A 16,280-nucleotide genomic window follows, 5' to 3' on the forward strand; every position below is an offset into this window, starting at 1 on the left:
GGTCTTGAATGATGTAGGGTTATGCTAGGGTGTATGTAAGATTTTGCGACAGTAAGAGAATGGAGCTTGTTGAGTAGAGGCATGTCAATGAGCAGTTCATAGAGGTATGGCACGTTGATGCTATGTATTTGTTTGTAGGATTTTTCTTGCTGTTTTGTGAGGATTCTCCTTAAATAAATATTTGTACGAAATTTTGTAAATAATGTGTAATTTTTAAACCTTATTTACGTATTTAGTGTGTGGGGTGTGTCCAATGGTCTTCGATCATAGGTGTGCAGGTTAGGGCATCCGCATGCAGAAACTTTTCAGTCACCCTGCTAAGGGGCGTTATGGGCAGATGTCGCCTTCCACGCCGCAGATCGTTAGCAATAGGCTTTAACAGCAGATGTGCTCAATCGGGAACGCAGGGAACGACCTGTTTTTTAAATGATTCAGCTAAAGGGAATTGGTTTTAAATTGCTGGCGATAAGCCATGTGTCGGGTCGATTTGTGACGCTGATGCAGGAATGCTCTGGCGATACTGTTAACAGGTGCAACAGGGCCGCATTTTGAATGTAAGAGTTCGGCGATCGTCTGCTGTACGCATTTATCTACTGATGCTGCGATGCTTGTGCTGCAGCGATCAGCAACAAAATTCACCAGGTTCCGGAAAGGAAGGCTTTGTGAGAATTAATAAAAAATGTACGTTCCTGCCAAGTATTGTAGGAAGTTTCTGCTGTAATTGTAGGAATGGTCTTTGGCTGTCAGTCCACAAGGGTGAGCGCCATGCAAAGCAGTAAACGACTAAGTTATTGTGCTGGCTCTGAAAATTCGAATAGCGAAAAATGGACTGCCCATGAATAAAGTGCTGATCGTGGATGATCATCCCGTCATTCGCCTTGCTGTACGCATGCTGATGGAGCGTCATGGCTATGAGGTCATCGCGGAGACTGACAACGGTGTGGATGCGCTGCAACTGGCGCGTGAGCACCTCCCGGATATCGTCATTCTCGATATCGGTATCCCCAAGCTCGACGGGCTGGAGGTAATCGCCCGTCTGTCAGCCATGACGTTGCCATTCAAGGTTCTGATCCTCACCTCCCAGGCGCCGGGCCACTTCTCCATGCGCTGCATGCAGGCCGGGGCCGCCGGCTATGTCTGCAAGCAGCAGGATCTGACCGAGCTTCTCAGTGCCATCAAGGCGGTACTGTCAGGGTACAGCTACTTTCCCAACCAGGCGTTGCACACTGTTCGCTCCAGTATGGGCAACGCGAGTGAGTCGGATATGGTCGACCGGCTTTCCGGCAGGGAGATGATGGTTCTGCAGCAGTTGGCCCGAGGCAAGACCAACAAGGAAATTGCAGATGGCATGTTTTTGAGCAACAAGACCGTCAGTACCTACAAAACGCGTTTATTGCTCAAGCTCAACGCGCATTCGCTGGTCGATCTGATCGAGCTTGCGCAGCGTAACGGGCTTGTCTGAGTAAGGAATTGTCTAAAAGGAGCTGTGGCTGATGCCCGGTTGTGCAGGTCGGCTATCGAGCCTTCATCTTTCGTAGTGATCACGTATTGAAGCCTCTTCTGCGAGAGGCTTCAAATGCCTTGATCGAGCAAGTCAGTGCGAGGTTTCAGGGCTGTCTAGAAATCGAAGTCGTAATCAGCCAACTGCTTCTGCAAACGCCGTTCTTCAAGCAGGTTGTCGATGGTGCGTCGTTTGCTCAGGTTGGTCTTCGCCGGCTCGACAGTCACTGGTTCTGTGTCGTCCGTGTCGACGGAGACAAGGTCGTCGTCTACGTCCAGCTGTTCGTTATCAGTGCTCATGAAGTCGACTCCAGGGCTTGGGCTCTCTGGCGCTTCTTATATCGACAATCCACAGGTGGGTAAAAAAGATTTTTTCAATCGACAAGGCAGCAATGAGCTGTCTGGCTCAATCGTCGGACGTTTTTGCCTTGTAATCGCATAGATCCTCTATACGGCAACTGCCGCACCGCGGTTTACGGGCCTGGCAAACATAGCGCCCGTGCAGAATCAACCAGTGATGGGCGTCGAGCAGGTAGTTTTTCGGCACAAATTTCATCAGTTGCCTTTCCACTTCCACCACATTTTTCCCTGGCGCGATGCCTGTGCGGTTGCTGACGCGAAAGATATGCGTGTCTACCGCTATCGCGATCTGGCGGAAAGCGGTGTTGAGCACCACGTTAGCGGTTTTGCGCCCGACGCCCGGCAGCGCCTCGAGTGCTTCTCGGGTTTGCGGTACCTCACCGTTGTGCAGCTCCACCAGCATGCGGCAGGTTTCAATCACGTTTTTGGCTTTGCTGTTGTAGAGGCCGATTGTCTTGATGTATTCGGAAAGCCCCTCTACACCCAGTTCGTAGATGGCCTGTGGTGTATTGGCGACCGGGTAAAGCCTGGCAGTCGCCTTGTTGACGCTTACGTCGGTGGCCTGGGCGGAAAGGATGACGGCTATCAACAGTTCAAACGGCGTGGTGTAGGCCAATTCGGTTTTCGGGTCCGGATTGTCCTCATGCAGCCTGCGAAAGATTTCCTGGCGTTTTGCGGCATTCATGAGCGGAGCTTTTCCTCGGAATCAGCCTGTGCGGGGGGTGGCAGAAGTGCTGCAAGTGTTTGCTCGGCAGCTTCGTATTCGCGCTGCAATTCCACAAGCCTGGCAGCCTGCTCCGCAATGGGAGGGTGACCAAACGCCTTGAGCGACTTGTTGAGCTGCGCGCGGCTCATGGCCAGCGCAATTCGGGCTTTTTTCACCGCTTCATCCGGTCCGGCAGGCTTGTCGTTGCGGGCGAGAGCGACGGCGGATTGAGGCAGCACACTACGAGCGGATTCAATGCGCTGTGACCGCGCAAGGCGCTCTGCCAGCCGCTTTTGCTGTTCACGGTGCAGGCGCGCATTTCGTGCTTCGAAACGCATCCGGGCATGGCTACGCTTGCGCTGCCGCGCCTCCTGCAGCTCGGCGGTAGGGGCCAGACCACCCACGATGGGCGTGACCGTGGCCAGTGGCAGCGGATGCATTTCAATGCAATCCACCGGGCACGGCGCAACGCACAGGTCACAACCTGTGCATTCGTCGATAATCACGGTGTGCATCAGCTTGGATGCGCCAAGAATGGCATCCACGGGGCAGGCCTGAATGCATTTGGTACAACCGATGCACTCTGCTTCGCGAATGAAGGTAACCTGCGCAGGTGCAGTGCCGCGTTGCATATCCAGTGTCAGGACCGGAACAGACAGCAGTTCGGCCAGCTGGACTATCGTTTCGTCGCCGCCCGGTGGGCATTTGTTGATGGCTTCACCGCCAGCGATGCCTTCGGCGTAGGGCTTGCAGCCGGGATGGCCGCACTTGCCGCACTGAGTCTGCGGCAGAAGGGCGTCGATACTGCGGATGAGGTCCACGTCGGGAAGCAGGCGAATCAATTCAGTCATGGTCTTGCCAGGTGACCAACAGGTGTTCTGTCTATCGAGAGAGCAGCATTATCGGACAGATCAGGGAGCTTGCGAATGCGTAAAGGCCCGGTATCCGCCTGATGGCAGGATACCGGGCCCTGCGTCGTTTTTTACTTGATGCGCTGGCCTGGCTTGGCGCCACTGTCGGGGCTGAGCAGATAGATCTCCTCACCGCCGGGGCCTGCCGCCATCACCATGCCCTGCGAAATGCCGAAGCGCATTTTTCGCGGCTTGAGGTTGGCGATCATCATGGTCAGACGGCCTTCGAGTTCGGACGGGTTCGGGTAGGCGCTCTTGATGCCGGAAAAGACATTGCGCTGCTCGTCGCCGATGTCCAGGGTCAGGCGCAGCAACTTGTCGGCACCCTCCACGTGTTCGGCCTTGAGAATCAGTGCAACACGCAGATCGATGGCGGCAAAAGCGTCAAAGTCGATTTCCGCCGACAGTGGGTCTTTGGTGAGTTCGCCATTACCGGCAGGTGCGGTGTCCGCCGACGAGTCGGTAGCGGTCAGGTCTTCCTTGGAGGCAGTGGCCATGGCCTCGACCTTGACCGGGTCGATACGGGTCATCAGTGCCGAGAACGGGTTGAGCTGATGATTGGCCAGCAAGGTCTTGTGGTCTGCCCAGGTCAGAGGTTCGACATTGAGGAATTTTTCCGCATCGGCGGCCAGATTCGGCAGGACCGGCTTGAGGAAAATCACCAGCTGGCGGAACAGGTTGATGCCCAGCGCGCATACAGCCTGGACTTCATCCTGTTTGCCTTCCTGCTTGGCCAGCGCCCATGGCGCTTTTTCCGCGATGTAGGCATTGGCACGGTCCGCCAGGGCCATGGTCTCGCGCATGGCGCGGGCGAAGTCGCGGGCTTCGTAAGCGTCGGCAATGCTGGGTGCAGCCGCCATAAACGCGTCGGTCAGTTCGGGCGCCGCGTTGGCTTCGACCATCACGCCGGCGTTGCCCTTGTGAATGAACCCGGCGCAACGGCTGGCAATGTTGACGACCTTGCCGATCAGGTCGGAGTTGACCTTCTGCACGAAGTCTTCGAGGTTCAGGTCGAGGTCGTCAACGCCACGGCCCAGCTTCGACGCGTAGTAATAGCGCAGGTACTCGGGCGGCAGGTGGTCGAGGTAGGTGCGTGCCTTGATAAAAGTGCCGCGCGATTTCGACATCTTCTGACCATTGACGGTCAGGTAGCCGTGTACGTTGATGCCGGTCGGCGTGCGCAAGGCCGCACCTTCCAGCATGGCTGGCCAGAACAGCGCGTGGAAATTGACGATGTCCTTGCCGATGAAGTGATAGAGCTCGGTGGTCGCGCCCTTTCCCCAGTACGCATCGAAGTCCAGGTCCGGACGACGCGCACACAGGTTCTTGAAGCTGGCCATGTAACCGATCGGCGCATCGAGCCACACGTAGAAGTATTTACCTGGCTCGTCGGGAATTTCAAAGCCGAAATAGGGCGCATCGCGGGAGATGTCCCACTGCTGCAGGCCACTGTCCAGCCATTCGGCGATCTTGTTGGCAACGGCGTCCTGCAGGGTGCCGCTGCGTGTCCAGCTCTTGAGCATGGCGTCGAACGCAGGCAGGTCGAAGAAGAAGTGCTTCGAGTCCTTGAGCACCGGCGTGGCACCGGAAATCGCCGACTTGGGGTCTTTCAGGTCCGTCGGGGCGTAGGTGGCGCCGCACTTTTCACAGTTGTCGCCGTACTGGTCTTCGGCCGCACATTTCGGGCAGGTGCCCTTGATGAAACGGTCGGCCAGGAACATTTTCTTTTCCGGGTCGAAGTACTGGGTAACCGAGCGCGTCGCGATATGACCCGCATCGCGCAGACGCTTGTAGATCATGCTCGACAGCTCGCGGTTCTCGTCCGAGTGCGTCGAGTGGAAATTATCGAAATCCACCAGGAAGTCGGCAAAGTCGGCGCTGTGTTCGGCCTTGACGTTGGCGATCAGTTGCTCTGGCGTGATGCCTTCCTTTTCGGCGCGCAGCATGATCGCCGAGCCATGGGCGTCGTCCGCGCAGACATAAATGCATTGATTGCCGCGGTGCTTCTGAAAACGCACCCACATGTCGGTCTGGATGTACTCGAGCATGTGGCCAAGGTGGATGGAACCATTGGCATAGGGCAGGGCGCTGGTAACGAGAATCTTGCGTGGCTCGGACATGGGGCTCGGCTACTTGAAGTGAAACGGAGACCGGCCACTATAAAGGTCTGAACGATTTTTTTCACCCGTGCGGTTGTGGGAATGCTCCTGAAAGGTGGGCTGCGGTTCAGTGAAATCATGTGGGCTGTTGGCAGAACAGGTACGATAGTCGGCTGTTTCAGTCAGTCTTTTTACGGAGTAAGCCCATGAGCGCAGTCAATCGCGCAGCGGTGGAGACGATTCTTCGCCAGTACACCGACCCCTATATGAATCAGGATCCGGTCACTGCCGGTTGCGTCCGGTCCATCGATATTCAGGGGGCACAGGTCAGCGTGCAACTCGAATTGGGCTATGCCGCCGACCTGTTCAGGAACGGCTGGGCGCAAGTGTTGAAAACTGCCATCGAGAACCTGGAAGGCGTCAGTTCGGCCACGGTCGCCATCAGCAGCGTGATCAGCGCGCACAAGGCCCAGAGCCAGATCCCGGGGCTTGCCAATGTGAAAAACATTGTTGCCGTCGCGTCCGGCAAGGGCGGTGTCGGCAAGTCCACGACCGCCGCCAACCTGGCCTTGGCACTGTCTCGCGAGGGCGCACGTGTCGGCATTCTCGATGCCGATATCTATGGGCCTAGCCAAGGGGTGATGTTCGGTATTCCCGAAGGCACGCGGCCGAAGATCAAGGACCAGAAGTGGTTCGTGCCGGTCGAGGCGCATGGCATCGAGGTGATGTCGATGGCCTTTCTGACCGACGACAACACGCCGATGGTCTGGCGCGGACCGATGGTGTCGGGGGCGTTGCTGCAACTGGTCACGCAGACTGCCTGGAATGATCTGGATTATCTGGTTATCGACATGCCGCCCGGCACTGGTGATATCCAGTTGACGCTCGCGCAGAAAGTCCCGGTGGCGGGTGCCGTGATTGTTACCACGCCACAGGATCTGGCCCTGCTGGATGCGAAAAAGGGTGTCGAGATGTTCCGCAAGGTCAACATTCCGGTACTGGGCGTTGTGGAAAACATGGCGGTGCACATCTGCTCCAACTGCGGCCATGCCGAGCATCTGTTCGGTGAGGGTGGCGGCGAGAAGCTGGCGACGCAGTACGATGTCGAGCTGCTGGCGTCGCTGCCGCTGTCGATGCTGATTCGCGAGCAGGCAGATGGCGGCAAGCCTACGGCGATTGCCGAGCCGGAGAGTCAGATTGCGATGGTGTATCAGGAGCTGGCACGTCATGTCGGTGCACGGATCGTGTTGCAGGAAGCTGCAAGTCCAGCCATGCCGACCATTTCGGTAAGCGACGACTGATTGGATAGCGATGATCGGGCGGGGGAGGTGCTTTGCTTCTCTCGTCCCGGTCAGCTGTACAGCAGGTGCTCAGCCGGCGAGAGGTCAAAAGACGGGCAATAAAAAACCCCGCTTTTAAGGGCGGGGTTTTTAAGCGAATCAGTACAAGTTAGATAACTTGAACTTCTTCAGCTTGCATGCCTTTCTGACCGCGGGTAGCGATGAAAGAAACCTGTTGGCCTTCTTTCAGGCTTTTGAAGCCGTCGGATTGGATAGCTTTGAAGTGCACGAACAGGTCGTCACCGGATTGTGGAGTGATGAAGCCGAAGCCTTTTTCATCGTTGAACCACTTAACGGTACCAGTTTGGCGATTGGACATAGTATATCTCCTTGGACAAAGTTAACTGCGGCGTAGGAAGAGCCCTGGCCGAGACTGAGTGCAAAGAGCTGGAAAATTCATGGAGATGGTTGGATCGAAATTCAACATCGTGTAGAGATTCTCAGTGACACAAGCAACACAGTGACGCCACCTTAACCCTTTTTTCCGAACGTGCCAATGGTCTGTTGATGATTATTTCCATTCACGGCGAAACAGCCCGGCCAGTCACGCAAACTCGCGATCTGTTGCCTTTGAACCGTCGGCCTCAGCCCGGTAAGATGCCGGATATCTTTTTCACCTCGCTATTCAGGACACCGCCATGAGCATCAAATCGGACAAGTGGATTCGCCGCATGGCGCAGGAACACGGGATGATCGAGCCCTTCGTAGAGCGCCAGGTACGTGGCGAAGGCGCCGATCGGGTGATCTCTTTCGGGGTGTCCAGTTACGGCTACGACGTGCGTTGCGCCGACGAATTCAAGGTGTTCACCAACATCAATTCGGCCACGGTCGATCCGAAAAACTTCGATGAAAAAAGCTTCGTCGATATCAAGAGCGACGTGTGCATCATCCCTCCCAACTCGTTTGCGCTGGCGCGCACGGTGGAATATTTCCGTATTCCGCGTAACGTTCTGACGATCTGCCTGGGCAAGAGCACCTATGCGCGCTGCGGCATCATCGTCAATGTCACGCCGCTCGAGCCAGAGTGGGAAGGCCATGTAACGCTGGAGTTTTCCAACACCACGACACTGCCGGCCAAGATCTACGCCAACGAAGGCGTGGCGCAGATGCTGTTCCTGGAGTCCGATGAGGAGTGTGAAGTGTCCTACAAGGATCGGGGTGGCAAGTACCAGGGCCAGCGTGGCGTCACCCTGCCACGCACCTGATTTGCGCTTCAGGTGACTAGTGGAATTGAATTAATACTCTATTCCGCACTCTATCTGCTCACATGCTTTCGCATCATTCATTACGTGCGAAGGCCTTTGATCTGGAGTGCCCTATGAAGACTACTTTCAAAATCTCTGAACAGGTTCAATCTCCGCTTAACGAGATCGGGCTGCTCGCCTGGTCATTGATGGCTCATTCCGATCTCAGCCCGGAGCTGAACATGGTCGGTGGCGGGATCCCGGGCGATCCAGGCCCCGACACTCCGTTTCAGCCTACCGAGCCAGGCGGGCCTACTGTTCCGGACGAGCCGCCACCTGCACCTGTGGCCTGATTATCACAAGACTGCCTGCTGCTCTCGCGAGCAGTGGGCAGTTTTTTATAGGGCGACCGGCTACGTTATGCCACTCGCCACACCGCATCACCGCCGGTCACATAGACCGTGCTGTCCTGCGCGGGACGAATCTGAAAACCACCGGTGAATTCGCCGAAGGCTGGCAGCAGGCTGACTTGCCGGCCCAGGTAAAAACACGCCAGCCGCAAGCTTTGCCGACCGCGCCCGTGTAGCCGATACACCGGATGAACGTGCCCGGCCAGTACGTGCAGGTCAGGGTGCGGATCGGGCTCGTGCTGCAGTGCAAATGGCCCGAGTGCCAGGGGCTCGGGGACCACATCAATGCCCAGATAAGCGGGTGGATCGCCAGCCCGTTTGTCATGGTTGCCGCGGATCAGTGTGATGCGCAGTGTCGAGCGTTCTGCCCGCCAGTGTTCCAGCGCCGCCAGCGTGCCGACCGCGTGAGATTCCGGCGCGTGCAGGAAATCGCCCAGAAAGATCAGATGATCGCAGGGATAGGCCTTCAAAAGGCTGTCCAGGCGGCGCAGATTCTCCTGTGTAGTGCCGTGCGGCACCGGCTGGCCGAGCTTGCGATAGGCGGCCGCCTTGCCAAAGTGCGCATCGGCAATCAGCAAGGATCGTTCGGCGGGGTAGTAGATGGCCTTGTCGGCCAGCAACCACAGCTCTTCTCCTGCCAGCGTGACAGCCAGATACGGGTTCATTGTTCAGTCTCCGGGCCGGCGGCTTTCTCCAGGTCGCGGACCATTCGCGCGATGCGGTCGGCAAGTTTCTCCGAACTGAGGCTTTCGCGAAAGCGTTCGACCAGCAATGGAAAGGCCAGCGGAGTCGCGCGCTTTATTGCGTGCAGGTCCAGCGTGCGGCTGTTGATCTGGCGCAACGTCAGTTCCAGACGCTGCAGGTCCAGTTCCTGACGCAGGACTTCCTGTTCGGCCTGGGTCAGCAGCATGTTGTCCGCGTCGTACTGCTTGAACACCTCGAAGAACAGTCCGCTGGATGCCTGAAGCTGACGATTGCTCTTGGCCGCGCCAGGGTAGCCGGAAAACACCAGGCCAGAGATGCGCGCGATTTCCCGAAAGCGTCGCAGGGCCAGCTCGCCAGCGTTCAGGCTGGCGATAATATCGGCTAACAGATCCGTTTCGCTGAACAGGTCAGCCTGCAACGCTTGCGCCCAGTCGATCTCGCTGGCACTGAGCAACTCCAGCCCGTAGTCGTTGACGGCAATGGAAAAGGTCAGCGGCCGATGCCGGCTCAGGCGCCAGGCCAGCAGGCTGCCCAGTCCCAGGTGCACGTGTCGGCCGGCGAACGGGTAGAGGAACAGGTGCCAGCCTTCGCGGGATTTGAGTGTTTCGGCCAGCAATGTGTCGCGTCGTGGCAGCCCTGACCACTGCTGCTGCACTTCCAGCAGGGGTTTGATGGCACGCATTTCCGGGCTGTTGAATTCGCCTCGTGCAGCGGCATCGAACTTCTCCACCACGGCATCCGCCAGTTCGCTGGACAGCGGCATTCGACCGCCATTCCAGCGTGGCACGGCGGCTTTTTTGCCGGTCGCGCGCTTGACGTAGGCCGTCATGTTTTCCACTCGAACCAACTCCAGCAAGCGTCCGCCGAACAGAAAGCCGTCACCGGGTTTGAGTCTGGCGATGAAGCCTTCTTCGACGCTGCCCAGCGAGCCACCGCCGCCACCTTTTTTCCAGTATTTCAGGTTGACGGTGGCCTCACTGACGATGGTCCCCACGCTCATGCGGTGACGTCTGGCAAGACGCGCATCGGGGACGCGCCAGACGCCGTCCTCGTCAGGTTCGGCACGGCGATAATCAGGGTAGGCGGTCAGCGAGTGGCCACCGTTGCGGACAAACGCCAGCGCCCATTGCCATTGCTCGTCGCTGAGGTCCCGGTAAGCCCAGGCGCTGCGTACCTCGGCGAGCAGCTCATCAGGCAGGAAACCACCGCCCAGAGCGATGCTGACCAGGTGTTGGACCAGCACGTCCAACGGCTGGAGCGGTGATTCGCGGGGTTCGATCATCCGTGCTTCGACGGCGTCGTGAGCGGCAGCGGCTTCGACCAGCTCCAGGCTGTGGGTCGGCACCAGCGTCACGCGCGAGGGGCGACCCGGCGCGTGGCCTGAGCGCCCGGCGCGCTGCATCAGGCGCGCGACACCTTTGGGTGAGCCGATTTGCAACACGCGCTCCACCGGTAGAAAGTCCACGCCCAGGTCCAGACTGGAGGTGCACACCACAGCCTTGAGTGCGCCTTCTTTCAACGCGCGCTCGACCCAGTCTCGGACCTCTCGCGCCAGCGACCCGTGATGCAGGGCAATCAACCCGGCCCAGTCGGGGCGGGCTTCCAGCAGCGCCTGATACCAGATTTCCGATTGTGCCCGAGTGTTGGTGAACACCAGACAGCTCGCGCTGCTTTCCACCTCGGCGACGACCTGCGGCAACATGCGCAAGCCCATATGCCCGGCCCACGGGAAGCGTTCGATGGACGGCGGCAACAGCGTATCGACCTGTAAGTCCTTGACGATCTTGCCTTGCACGGTCACGCCGCCGTCGCCGATCAGCACCTGCTGCGCGTGTTGCTGATTGCCCAGCGTCGCGGAAATGCCCCACACGATCAGTTGCGGATTCCAGCGCCTCAGGCGCGCCAGGGCCAGTTGCAACTGCACGCCGCGCTTGTTGCCGATCAGCTCGTGCCATTCGTCCACCACCACCATCTTCAGTGTCGACAGGGCGACATGAGCGTCGGCACGGGTCAGCAGCAGCGTCAGGCTTTCAGGGGTGGTGATCAGGGCAGAGGGCAGCCGCCGGCTCTGCCGGGCCCGTTCGCTGCCGCTGGTATCGCCGGTGCGCAAGCCGACCGACCACGGGATATCCAGTTCAGCCAACGGGGCCTCAAGGGCTCTGGCGGTATCGGCGGCCAAGGCGCGCATGGGCGTGATCCACAGCACACTCAGCGGTTCAGCGGGCGGTTTGCGTTTGCGGGGTTTGTTGTCAGCGGTGAGCGTATTGGCTTTGGCGAAGCGGTTGAGCGCAGCGAACCACACGGCGTAGGTCTTGCCCGAGCCGGTGCTGGCATGCAGCAATCCGGACTCACCGTTTTTTACCGCTGCCCAAACTTCCTTCTGAAACGCAAAGGGCTTCCAGCCCCGGGCGAGAAACCATCGTCGAGCGAAATCGGTGGGTCTGCTCATCCGTTTGAGTGTGCTCTGAGTGGCGTTAAGTCAGAGACAGCAGAGAAAGGGTAATAGTTTTAAATGGTTATGTGGCTGATCGCTCCTGGATTACCCATCGTGCCGATGCTCCGCGTCGACATGCCGTTCTGGACGCTCTGCGTCCTGTTTATGACTCGCAGCGTCATGAAGGCCATTCCCACGCTGGAGCGTGGGAACGAGATTTGAGGGTGGTCCAAACGTGTGTACGCAGCAATCGGTGCTACTTCAGATTGCCGCTCAAGAACTGCTGCAAACGCTCGCTTTTCGGATTGTTGAGTACTTCGTCCGGGTGGCCGGACTCTTCGATCTGGCCCTGGTGCAGGAACACCACCTGGCTCGCCACCTTGCGTGCGAAACCCATTTCGTGGGTCACCAGAATCATCGTCCGGCCTTCTTCAGCCAGGCCTTGAATGACTTTCAGCACCTCACCGACCAGCTCCGGGTCCAGCGCGGAGGTAGGTTCGTCGAAGAGCATGATTTCCGGCTCCATCGCCAGCGCACGGGCAATGGCCACGCGCTGCTGCTGACCACCCGAAAGAAACGCGGGGTACTGATCGGCAACACGCTCCGGCAGACCGACCTTTTCCAGGTATTTGCGCGCGCGCGCCTCGGCTTCGGCCTTGGGCACGCCCAGGACCCGGCGCGGCGCCATGGTGATGTTTTCCAGCACGGTCATGTGCGCCCACAGGTTGAAGTGCTGAAACACCATCGCCAGCCGCGTGCGGATACGCTGCAGCTCATCCGGGTCGGCAACGCGCATGCCGTCCTTGTCGCTGACCATGCGCACTTGCTTGCCATCCAGGCTCATCGCCCCGTCACTGGGCTGTTCGAGAAAATTGATACAGCGCAAAAAAGTGCTCTTGCCGGAGCCGCTGGCCCCGATCAGGCAGATGACGTCACCGCTGCTGGCCTTGAGCGATACGCCTTTGAGCACGTGATTGTCGCCATAGCTTTTGTGCAGGCCATCGATGGTCAGTTTTTGCATGACAGGTCCTCAAGGAGAAAGTAGATAGCCGCTGCGATAGGCCTGGGTGCCGGCGATGTGCGCAATGACCATGCCGGCAGTCGCCATGCGGCGCAGCGAACGCGCATACAGCAGGCCTGCGTTGAGGGCATGGATGCAGGTCACGGTGTCGCTGATCGGGTCGATGACCTCGGCAATCAGCTGGCCGGCCTCGACGTGTTCGCCAGGCATCGCACAGAACACCAGCAGGCCGCCGACCGGCGTAGCCACCGGTTCGACCGCTGCTAGTGGCGTAGCGGGGTAGAGCAGTTCGGGCAGCGGCTGCAGATCGCCGTCGATGATGCCAGCGTCGATCAGGTAATGGATGATCGCCTGACAGTCGCGGCTGGCCAGCGCATGGTTCACATCGCCTTGTCCGCGCAGCTCCAGAGTCACTGAAAAGCTGCCCATGGGAATCGGAAAACGCTCGCCAAAGCGTTGCTGCAATTGCCACCAGACCAGCGTAAAGCACTCATCGAACGACTGCCCGCCTGAGTCGGTTGCCAGCAGGCTGGCTTGCGCGCCCAGGTAGCGTGATAGCGGTTCGACTTTTGGCCAGGCCTCGGGCGTGGTGTACAGGTGCTCGACCGACTCGAAATCACAATGCAGGTCCAGCACCATGTCGGCGTCGCAGGCCAGGCGCTGCAGGGTCAGGCGCAGCGATTGCAACTGGGTGGTCGCCGACAGGGCATTCAGCGCCGCCAGCAGGCTGTCCCTGACCAGTGCGCGGTTATGCTCTGCGTCGGCAGTCAGTCGGGCTGCAATGTCATCACCGACCTGAGTGCCGAGATCGCTGAACCAGCGATTGAAATTCTGGCCGCTTTCCAGCTCGTAGCGGCCCAGTGGGGTGTCCATCAGCACCTGTTCCAGACCGATCGGGTTGGCGACGGGCACCACAACGATTTCGCCCAGCAGGCGCCCGGCATTTTCCAGTTCGGCCAGACGCTGCTTCAGGTACCAGGCCACCAGCATTCCTGGCAGCTCATCGGCATGCAGCGACGCCTGGACATAGACTTTGCCGGTGCCGTTTTGCGGACCGTAATGGAAGCTGTGGATCTGCCGGCCAGTGCCGGGCACTGGCGACAGCAAGTCATGGGTGTGGTGGCGCATGTTCAGTCCTGATTAATGGGCCGGGCCGAGAAAGGCCAGCCAGCGGCGTTCGGCAAGGCGGAACAGCCCGACCAGAATGAACGTCACGGTCAGGTACATGACGGCGGCGATACCGAAGGACTGGAAGGTCATGAAAGTGGCAGAGTTGGCGTCCCGCGCCACTTTCAGGATGTCCGGCACCGTGGCGGTAAAGGCCACGGTGGTCGAGTGCAGCATCAGGATCACTTCGTTGCTGTAATACGGCAGCGAACGGCGCAGCACCGACGGCATGATCACGTAGGCGTAAAGCTTCCAGCCGGTCAGGCCGTAGGCCTTGGCCGCTTCGACTTCGCCGTGGGCCATGCTGCGGATCGCCCCGGCAAAGATCTCCGTGGTGTAGGCGCAGGTGTTCAGAGTGAAGGCCAGGATCGTGCAGTTCATCGCATCGCGAAAGAACGCATCAAGCATCGGCTGTTCACGCACCGCAGCAATGCTGTAAATGCCGGTGTAGCAGATCAGCAACTGTATATAGAGGGGCGTGCCGCGAAACAGGTAGGTGTAGAACTGCACCGGCCAGCGCACCCAGCGGTTTTTCGACACCCGCGCAATCGACAGCGGGATCGACACGCAGAAGCCGATGGCGATGGAGGCGCTGAGCAGCCACATGGTCATCGCCAGGCCGGTGACGTTGACGCCATCTGTATAAAGGAAGGGCTTCCAGTATTCCTGCAGCAATTCGATCATCGCTGTGCCTCCCGGCTGCCTGCGGCGTAATACCGCTCAGCCCAACGCAGGGCGAAGTTCGAGGCGCTGGTGATCAGCAGGTAGATCAATGCCGCCAGCACCAGAAAGTAGAACAGCTGATAGGTGCTCTTGCCCGCGTCCTGTGACGCCTTGACCAGATCGGCCAGGCCGATGATCGACACCAGCGCAGTCGCCTTGAGCAGCACCTGCCAGTTGTTGCCGATGCCCGGCAGCGCATAACGCATCATCTGCGGGAACACGACGTAACGAAAGCGCTGGCCGCGTTTCAGTCCATAGGCTGTCGCTGCTTCCACCTGACCGCGAGGTACGGACAGGATCGCGCCGCGAAACGTCTCAGTGAAATACGCACCATAGATGAAGCCCAGGGTGATGACGCCTGCGCCGAACGGGTTGATCTCGATGTATTCCCATTCCATCGCGTCGGTCAGCATGGTGAGCCAGGTTTGCAGGCTGTAGAAAATCAGCAGCATCAACACCAGGTCCGGAACACCACGGATCAGTGTCGTGTAAATTTGCGCCGGCACGCGCAGCAGCGCCGAGCTCGACAGTTTGGCGCTGGCCCCGATCAGTCCGAGCAGAATGCTCAGAGCAAGCGACAGCACAGCCAGTTTGACGGTCATCCAGGTGCCTTCCAGCAACAGCGGGCCAAAGCCCTTCAGGCTGAATGCCGAGAGTCCCAGGTTTTGCATGAGTGCATCGAGCATGGATAGGCCTTGTTACCAACAAAAACGCCCACCGATCGGGCGACGAATCATCGCCGAAATCGATGGGCGTCGGGGTGTTATTTACCGCTATAGAGATTCAGGTCGCCAAAGTGTTTTTTCTGGATTTCAGCGTAGGTGCCGTCGTCGTGCATCGCCTTGATGCCTTTATCCAGCAGCGCTTTGAGTTCCTTGTTGCCCTTGGCAATGCCGATGGCGGTTTTGGCCGGCAGCAGTTCGCTGTCGACAGGCTTGCTGACTTCGTAGTCGGCACCGGCTGGCGATTTGAGGAAGCCCAGTTCGGCCTGCAGCATGTCCTGGATAGAGGCGTCCAGACGGCCCGAAGTCAGGTCGGCGTAAACCTGGTCCTGGTTGGCATAGGCCTTGGTGGATACACCAGCCTTGTCCAGTACGGCCTTGGCGTAGGCTTCCTGGATGGTGCCTTGCTCATAGCCCACGGTCTTGCCTTTCAGGCTGGCCGGGTCGGCGGTCAGGCCTGCACCTTTCTTGAACACCAGCGAGGTCGGGCCGGAGAACAGTTCGTTGGAGAAGTCGATGACTTTTTCGCGAGCCGGGGTCACGGTCATCGAGGAAATGACGCCGTCGAATTTGCGTGCCTTGAGGCCAGGGATCATGCCGTCGAAGTCGCTTTCGACCCATTTGCAGGTGACTTTCAGCTCTTTGCAGATCGCGTTGCCCAGATCGATATCGAAACCGACCAGGCTGCCGTCGGCCGCTTTGGACTCGAACGGTGCGTAAGATGGATCGACGCCGAAGCGCAGTTCCTTGTATTCCTTGGCCATGGTGTTACCGGCGGCGATGCACAGAGCCAGTGCAGAAAGAGTCAGCCATGCTTTTTTCATTGTTCAGTCCTTAAAACCTTAAATGGGGCGTTGGGAATACGCGAAGCGTGCTACCGGCAAGTGCCAGACAGGCATTGGTTAGCAATTTCCGAACCAGAGGAACGAACGTGCGTTTGAAATATAAGGGGTTGTCGCTATTTCATATAAACGGCTGGCAATAGGCCGCCCATGCGC

At 58.6% G+C, this 16,280-nt stretch carries 16 protein-coding genes; 4 read left to right on the forward strand and 12 right to left on the reverse strand.

The features are described from left to right. The first annotated feature begins 835 nt into the window (after positions 1-835). Complete coding sequence (locus LCH65_RS03495; protein WP_002554843.1) at positions 836-1,462, forward strand: response regulator transcription factor; 627 nt, start codon at positions 836-838, stop codon at positions 1,460-1,462. Positions 1,463-1,617: 155 nt separating this feature from the next. Here LCH65_RS03495 and LCH65_RS03500 read toward each other — a convergent pair whose 3' ends face one another. The 4 genes from LCH65_RS03500 to metG form a co-directional block, all read right to left on the reverse strand. Then, the gene (locus tag LCH65_RS03500) at positions 1,618-1,800 is read right to left on the reverse strand and encodes a hypothetical protein (RefSeq protein ID WP_003363588.1); all 183 of its coding nucleotides are present in this window, start codon (positions 1,798-1,800) and stop codon (positions 1,618-1,620) included. Between the two features lie 106 nt (positions 1,801-1,906). Continuing rightward, complete coding sequence (nth, locus tag LCH65_RS03505; protein ID WP_226439151.1) at positions 1,907-2,545, reverse strand: endonuclease III; 639 nt, start codon at positions 2,543-2,545, stop codon at positions 1,907-1,909. After that, positions 2,542-3,417: an electron transport complex subunit RsxB gene (gene rsxB / locus LCH65_RS03510; protein WP_226439152.1), complete on the reverse strand. Its 876-nt coding sequence runs from the start codon at positions 3,415-3,417 to the stop codon at positions 2,542-2,544. The genes nth and rsxB overlap by 4 nt, the downstream gene beginning before the upstream one ends. Positions 3,418-3,548: 131 nt before the next feature. Then, a complete protein-coding gene (metG, locus tag LCH65_RS03515) occupies positions 3,549-5,597 on the reverse strand; it encodes a methionine--tRNA ligase (protein ID WP_003431226.1) in 2,049 nt (682 codons plus the stop codon). A 185-nt stretch (positions 5,598-5,782) separates the two neighbouring features. Here metG and apbC point away from each other — a divergent pair, with 185 nt between their 5' ends. Further along, positions 5,783-6,877, forward strand: coding sequence for an iron-sulfur cluster carrier protein ApbC (gene apbC / locus LCH65_RS03520; RefSeq protein WP_003431222.1), 1,095 nt, complete (start codon positions 5,783-5,785; stop codon positions 6,875-6,877). 148 nt (positions 6,878-7,025) lie between these two features. On the opposite strand, the gene LCH65_RS03525 is transcribed toward apbC, so the two are convergent. Continuing rightward, positions 7,026-7,235, reverse strand: a complete 210-nt coding sequence (locus LCH65_RS03525; protein WP_002554837.1) for a cold-shock protein — start codon at positions 7,233-7,235, stop codon at positions 7,026-7,028. Between the two features lie 319 nt (positions 7,236-7,554). Here LCH65_RS03525 and dcd point away from each other — a divergent pair, with 319 nt between their 5' ends. Next, positions 7,555-8,121 (forward strand): dCTP deaminase, encoded by a 567-nt coding sequence (dcd, locus tag LCH65_RS03530; RefSeq protein WP_002554836.1) that lies wholly within the window; start codon positions 7,555-7,557, stop codon positions 8,119-8,121. Between the two features lie 113 nt (positions 8,122-8,234). Continuing rightward, positions 8,235-8,453 carry a hypothetical protein gene (locus LCH65_RS03535; RefSeq protein WP_003363577.1) on the forward strand — a complete coding sequence of 73 codons (219 nt, stop codon included), beginning with the start codon at positions 8,235-8,237 and terminating at the stop codon, positions 8,451-8,453. A gap of 65 nt (positions 8,454-8,518) precedes the next feature. Here the strand turns inward: LCH65_RS03535 and pdeM are convergent, their stop codons facing one another. The 7 genes from pdeM to LCH65_RS03570 all read right to left on the reverse strand — a co-directional run bounded on the left by pdeM (position 8,519) and on the right by LCH65_RS03570 (position 16,106). Beyond that, positions 8,519-9,175, reverse strand: a complete 657-nt coding sequence (gene pdeM, locus LCH65_RS03540; RefSeq protein WP_003363575.1) for a ligase-associated DNA damage response endonuclease PdeM — start codon at positions 9,173-9,175, stop codon at positions 8,519-8,521. Beyond that, positions 9,172-11,664 carry a ligase-associated DNA damage response DEXH box helicase gene (locus tag LCH65_RS03545; RefSeq protein WP_042930180.1) on the reverse strand — a complete coding sequence of 831 codons (2,493 nt, stop codon included), beginning with the start codon at positions 11,662-11,664 and terminating at the stop codon, positions 9,172-9,174. Before LCH65_RS03545 ends, pdeM begins: the two co-directional genes overlap by 4 nt. 241 nt (positions 11,665-11,905) lie before the next feature. Further along, entirely contained in the window at positions 11,906-12,670 is a 765-nt protein-coding gene (locus LCH65_RS03550) for an ATP-binding cassette domain-containing protein (protein ID WP_003431202.1), read from the reverse strand. Positions 12,671-12,679: 9 nt separating this feature from the next. Beyond that, entirely contained in the window at positions 12,680-13,798 is a 1,119-nt protein-coding gene (locus LCH65_RS03555; RefSeq protein ID WP_003431200.1) for a succinylglutamate desuccinylase/aspartoacylase family protein, read from the reverse strand. 12 nt (positions 13,799-13,810) lie between these two features. Further along, positions 13,811-14,521, reverse strand: a complete 711-nt coding sequence (locus tag LCH65_RS03560) for an ABC transporter permease (RefSeq protein ID WP_003363569.1) — start codon at positions 14,519-14,521, stop codon at positions 13,811-13,813. Continuing rightward, entirely contained in the window at positions 14,518-15,246 is a 729-nt protein-coding gene (locus tag LCH65_RS03565) for an ABC transporter permease (protein ID WP_003363567.1), read from the reverse strand. Before LCH65_RS03565 ends, LCH65_RS03560 begins: the two co-directional genes overlap by 4 nt. A 77-nt stretch (positions 15,247-15,323) precedes the next feature. Further along, a complete protein-coding gene (locus LCH65_RS03570; protein ID WP_003363566.1) occupies positions 15,324-16,106 on the reverse strand; it encodes a transporter substrate-binding domain-containing protein in 783 nt (260 codons plus the stop codon). Positions 16,107-16,280 lie beyond the last annotated feature (174 nt).

Source organism: Pseudomonas sp. MWU16-30316, from assembly GCF_020515645.1.
GTDB lineage: Bacteria > Pseudomonadota > Gammaproteobacteria > Pseudomonadales > Pseudomonadaceae > Aquipseudomonas > Aquipseudomonas cerasi.

Bases quoted from the DNA above. Each gene is read 5' to 3' on its own strand.
- LCH65_RS03495 (WP_002554843.1), top strand. From the start codon at position 836: ATGAATAAAGTGCTGATCGTGGATGATCATCCCGTCATTCGCCTTGCT.
- LCH65_RS03500 (WP_003363588.1), bottom strand. From the start codon at position 1,800: ATGAGCACTGATAACGAACAGCTGGACGTAGACGACGACCTTGTCTCC.
- nth (WP_226439151.1), bottom strand. From the start codon at position 2,545: ATGAATGCCGCAAAACGCCAGGAAATCTTTCGCAGGCTGCATGAGGAC.
- rsxB (WP_226439152.1), bottom strand. From the start codon at position 3,417: ATGACTGAATTGATTCGCCTGCTTCCCGACGTGGACCTCATCCGCAGT.
- metG (WP_003431226.1), bottom strand. From the start codon at position 5,597: ATGTCCGAGCCACGCAAGATTCTCGTTACCAGCGCCCTGCCCTATGCC.
- apbC (WP_003431222.1), top strand. From the start codon at position 5,783: ATGAGCGCAGTCAATCGCGCAGCGGTGGAGACGATTCTTCGCCAGTAC.
- LCH65_RS03525 (WP_002554837.1), bottom strand. From the start codon at position 7,235: ATGTCCAATCGCCAAACTGGTACCGTTAAGTGGTTCAACGATGAAAAA.
- dcd (WP_002554836.1), top strand. From the start codon at position 7,555: ATGAGCATCAAATCGGACAAGTGGATTCGCCGCATGGCGCAGGAACAC.
- LCH65_RS03535 (WP_003363577.1), top strand. From the start codon at position 8,235: ATGAAGACTACTTTCAAAATCTCTGAACAGGTTCAATCTCCGCTTAAC.
- pdeM (WP_003363575.1), bottom strand. From the start codon at position 9,175: ATGAACCCGTATCTGGCTGTCACGCTGGCAGGAGAAGAGCTGTGGTTG.
- LCH65_RS03545 (WP_042930180.1), bottom strand. From the start codon at position 11,664: ATGAGCAGACCCACCGATTTCGCTCGACGATGGTTTCTCGCCCGGGGC.
- LCH65_RS03550 (WP_003431202.1), bottom strand. From the start codon at position 12,670: ATGCAAAAACTGACCATCGATGGCCTGCACAAAAGCTATGGCGACAAT.
- LCH65_RS03555 (WP_003431200.1), bottom strand. From the start codon at position 13,798: ATGCGCCACCACACCCATGACTTGCTGTCGCCAGTGCCCGGCACTGGC.
- LCH65_RS03560 (WP_003363569.1), bottom strand. From the start codon at position 14,521: ATGATCGAATTGCTGCAGGAATACTGGAAGCCCTTCCTTTATACAGAT.
- LCH65_RS03565 (WP_003363567.1), bottom strand. From the start codon at position 15,246: ATGCTCGATGCACTCATGCAAAACCTGGGACTCTCGGCATTCAGCCTG.
- LCH65_RS03570 (WP_003363566.1), bottom strand. From the start codon at position 16,106: ATGAAAAAAGCATGGCTGACTCTTTCTGCACTGGCTCTGTGCATCGCC.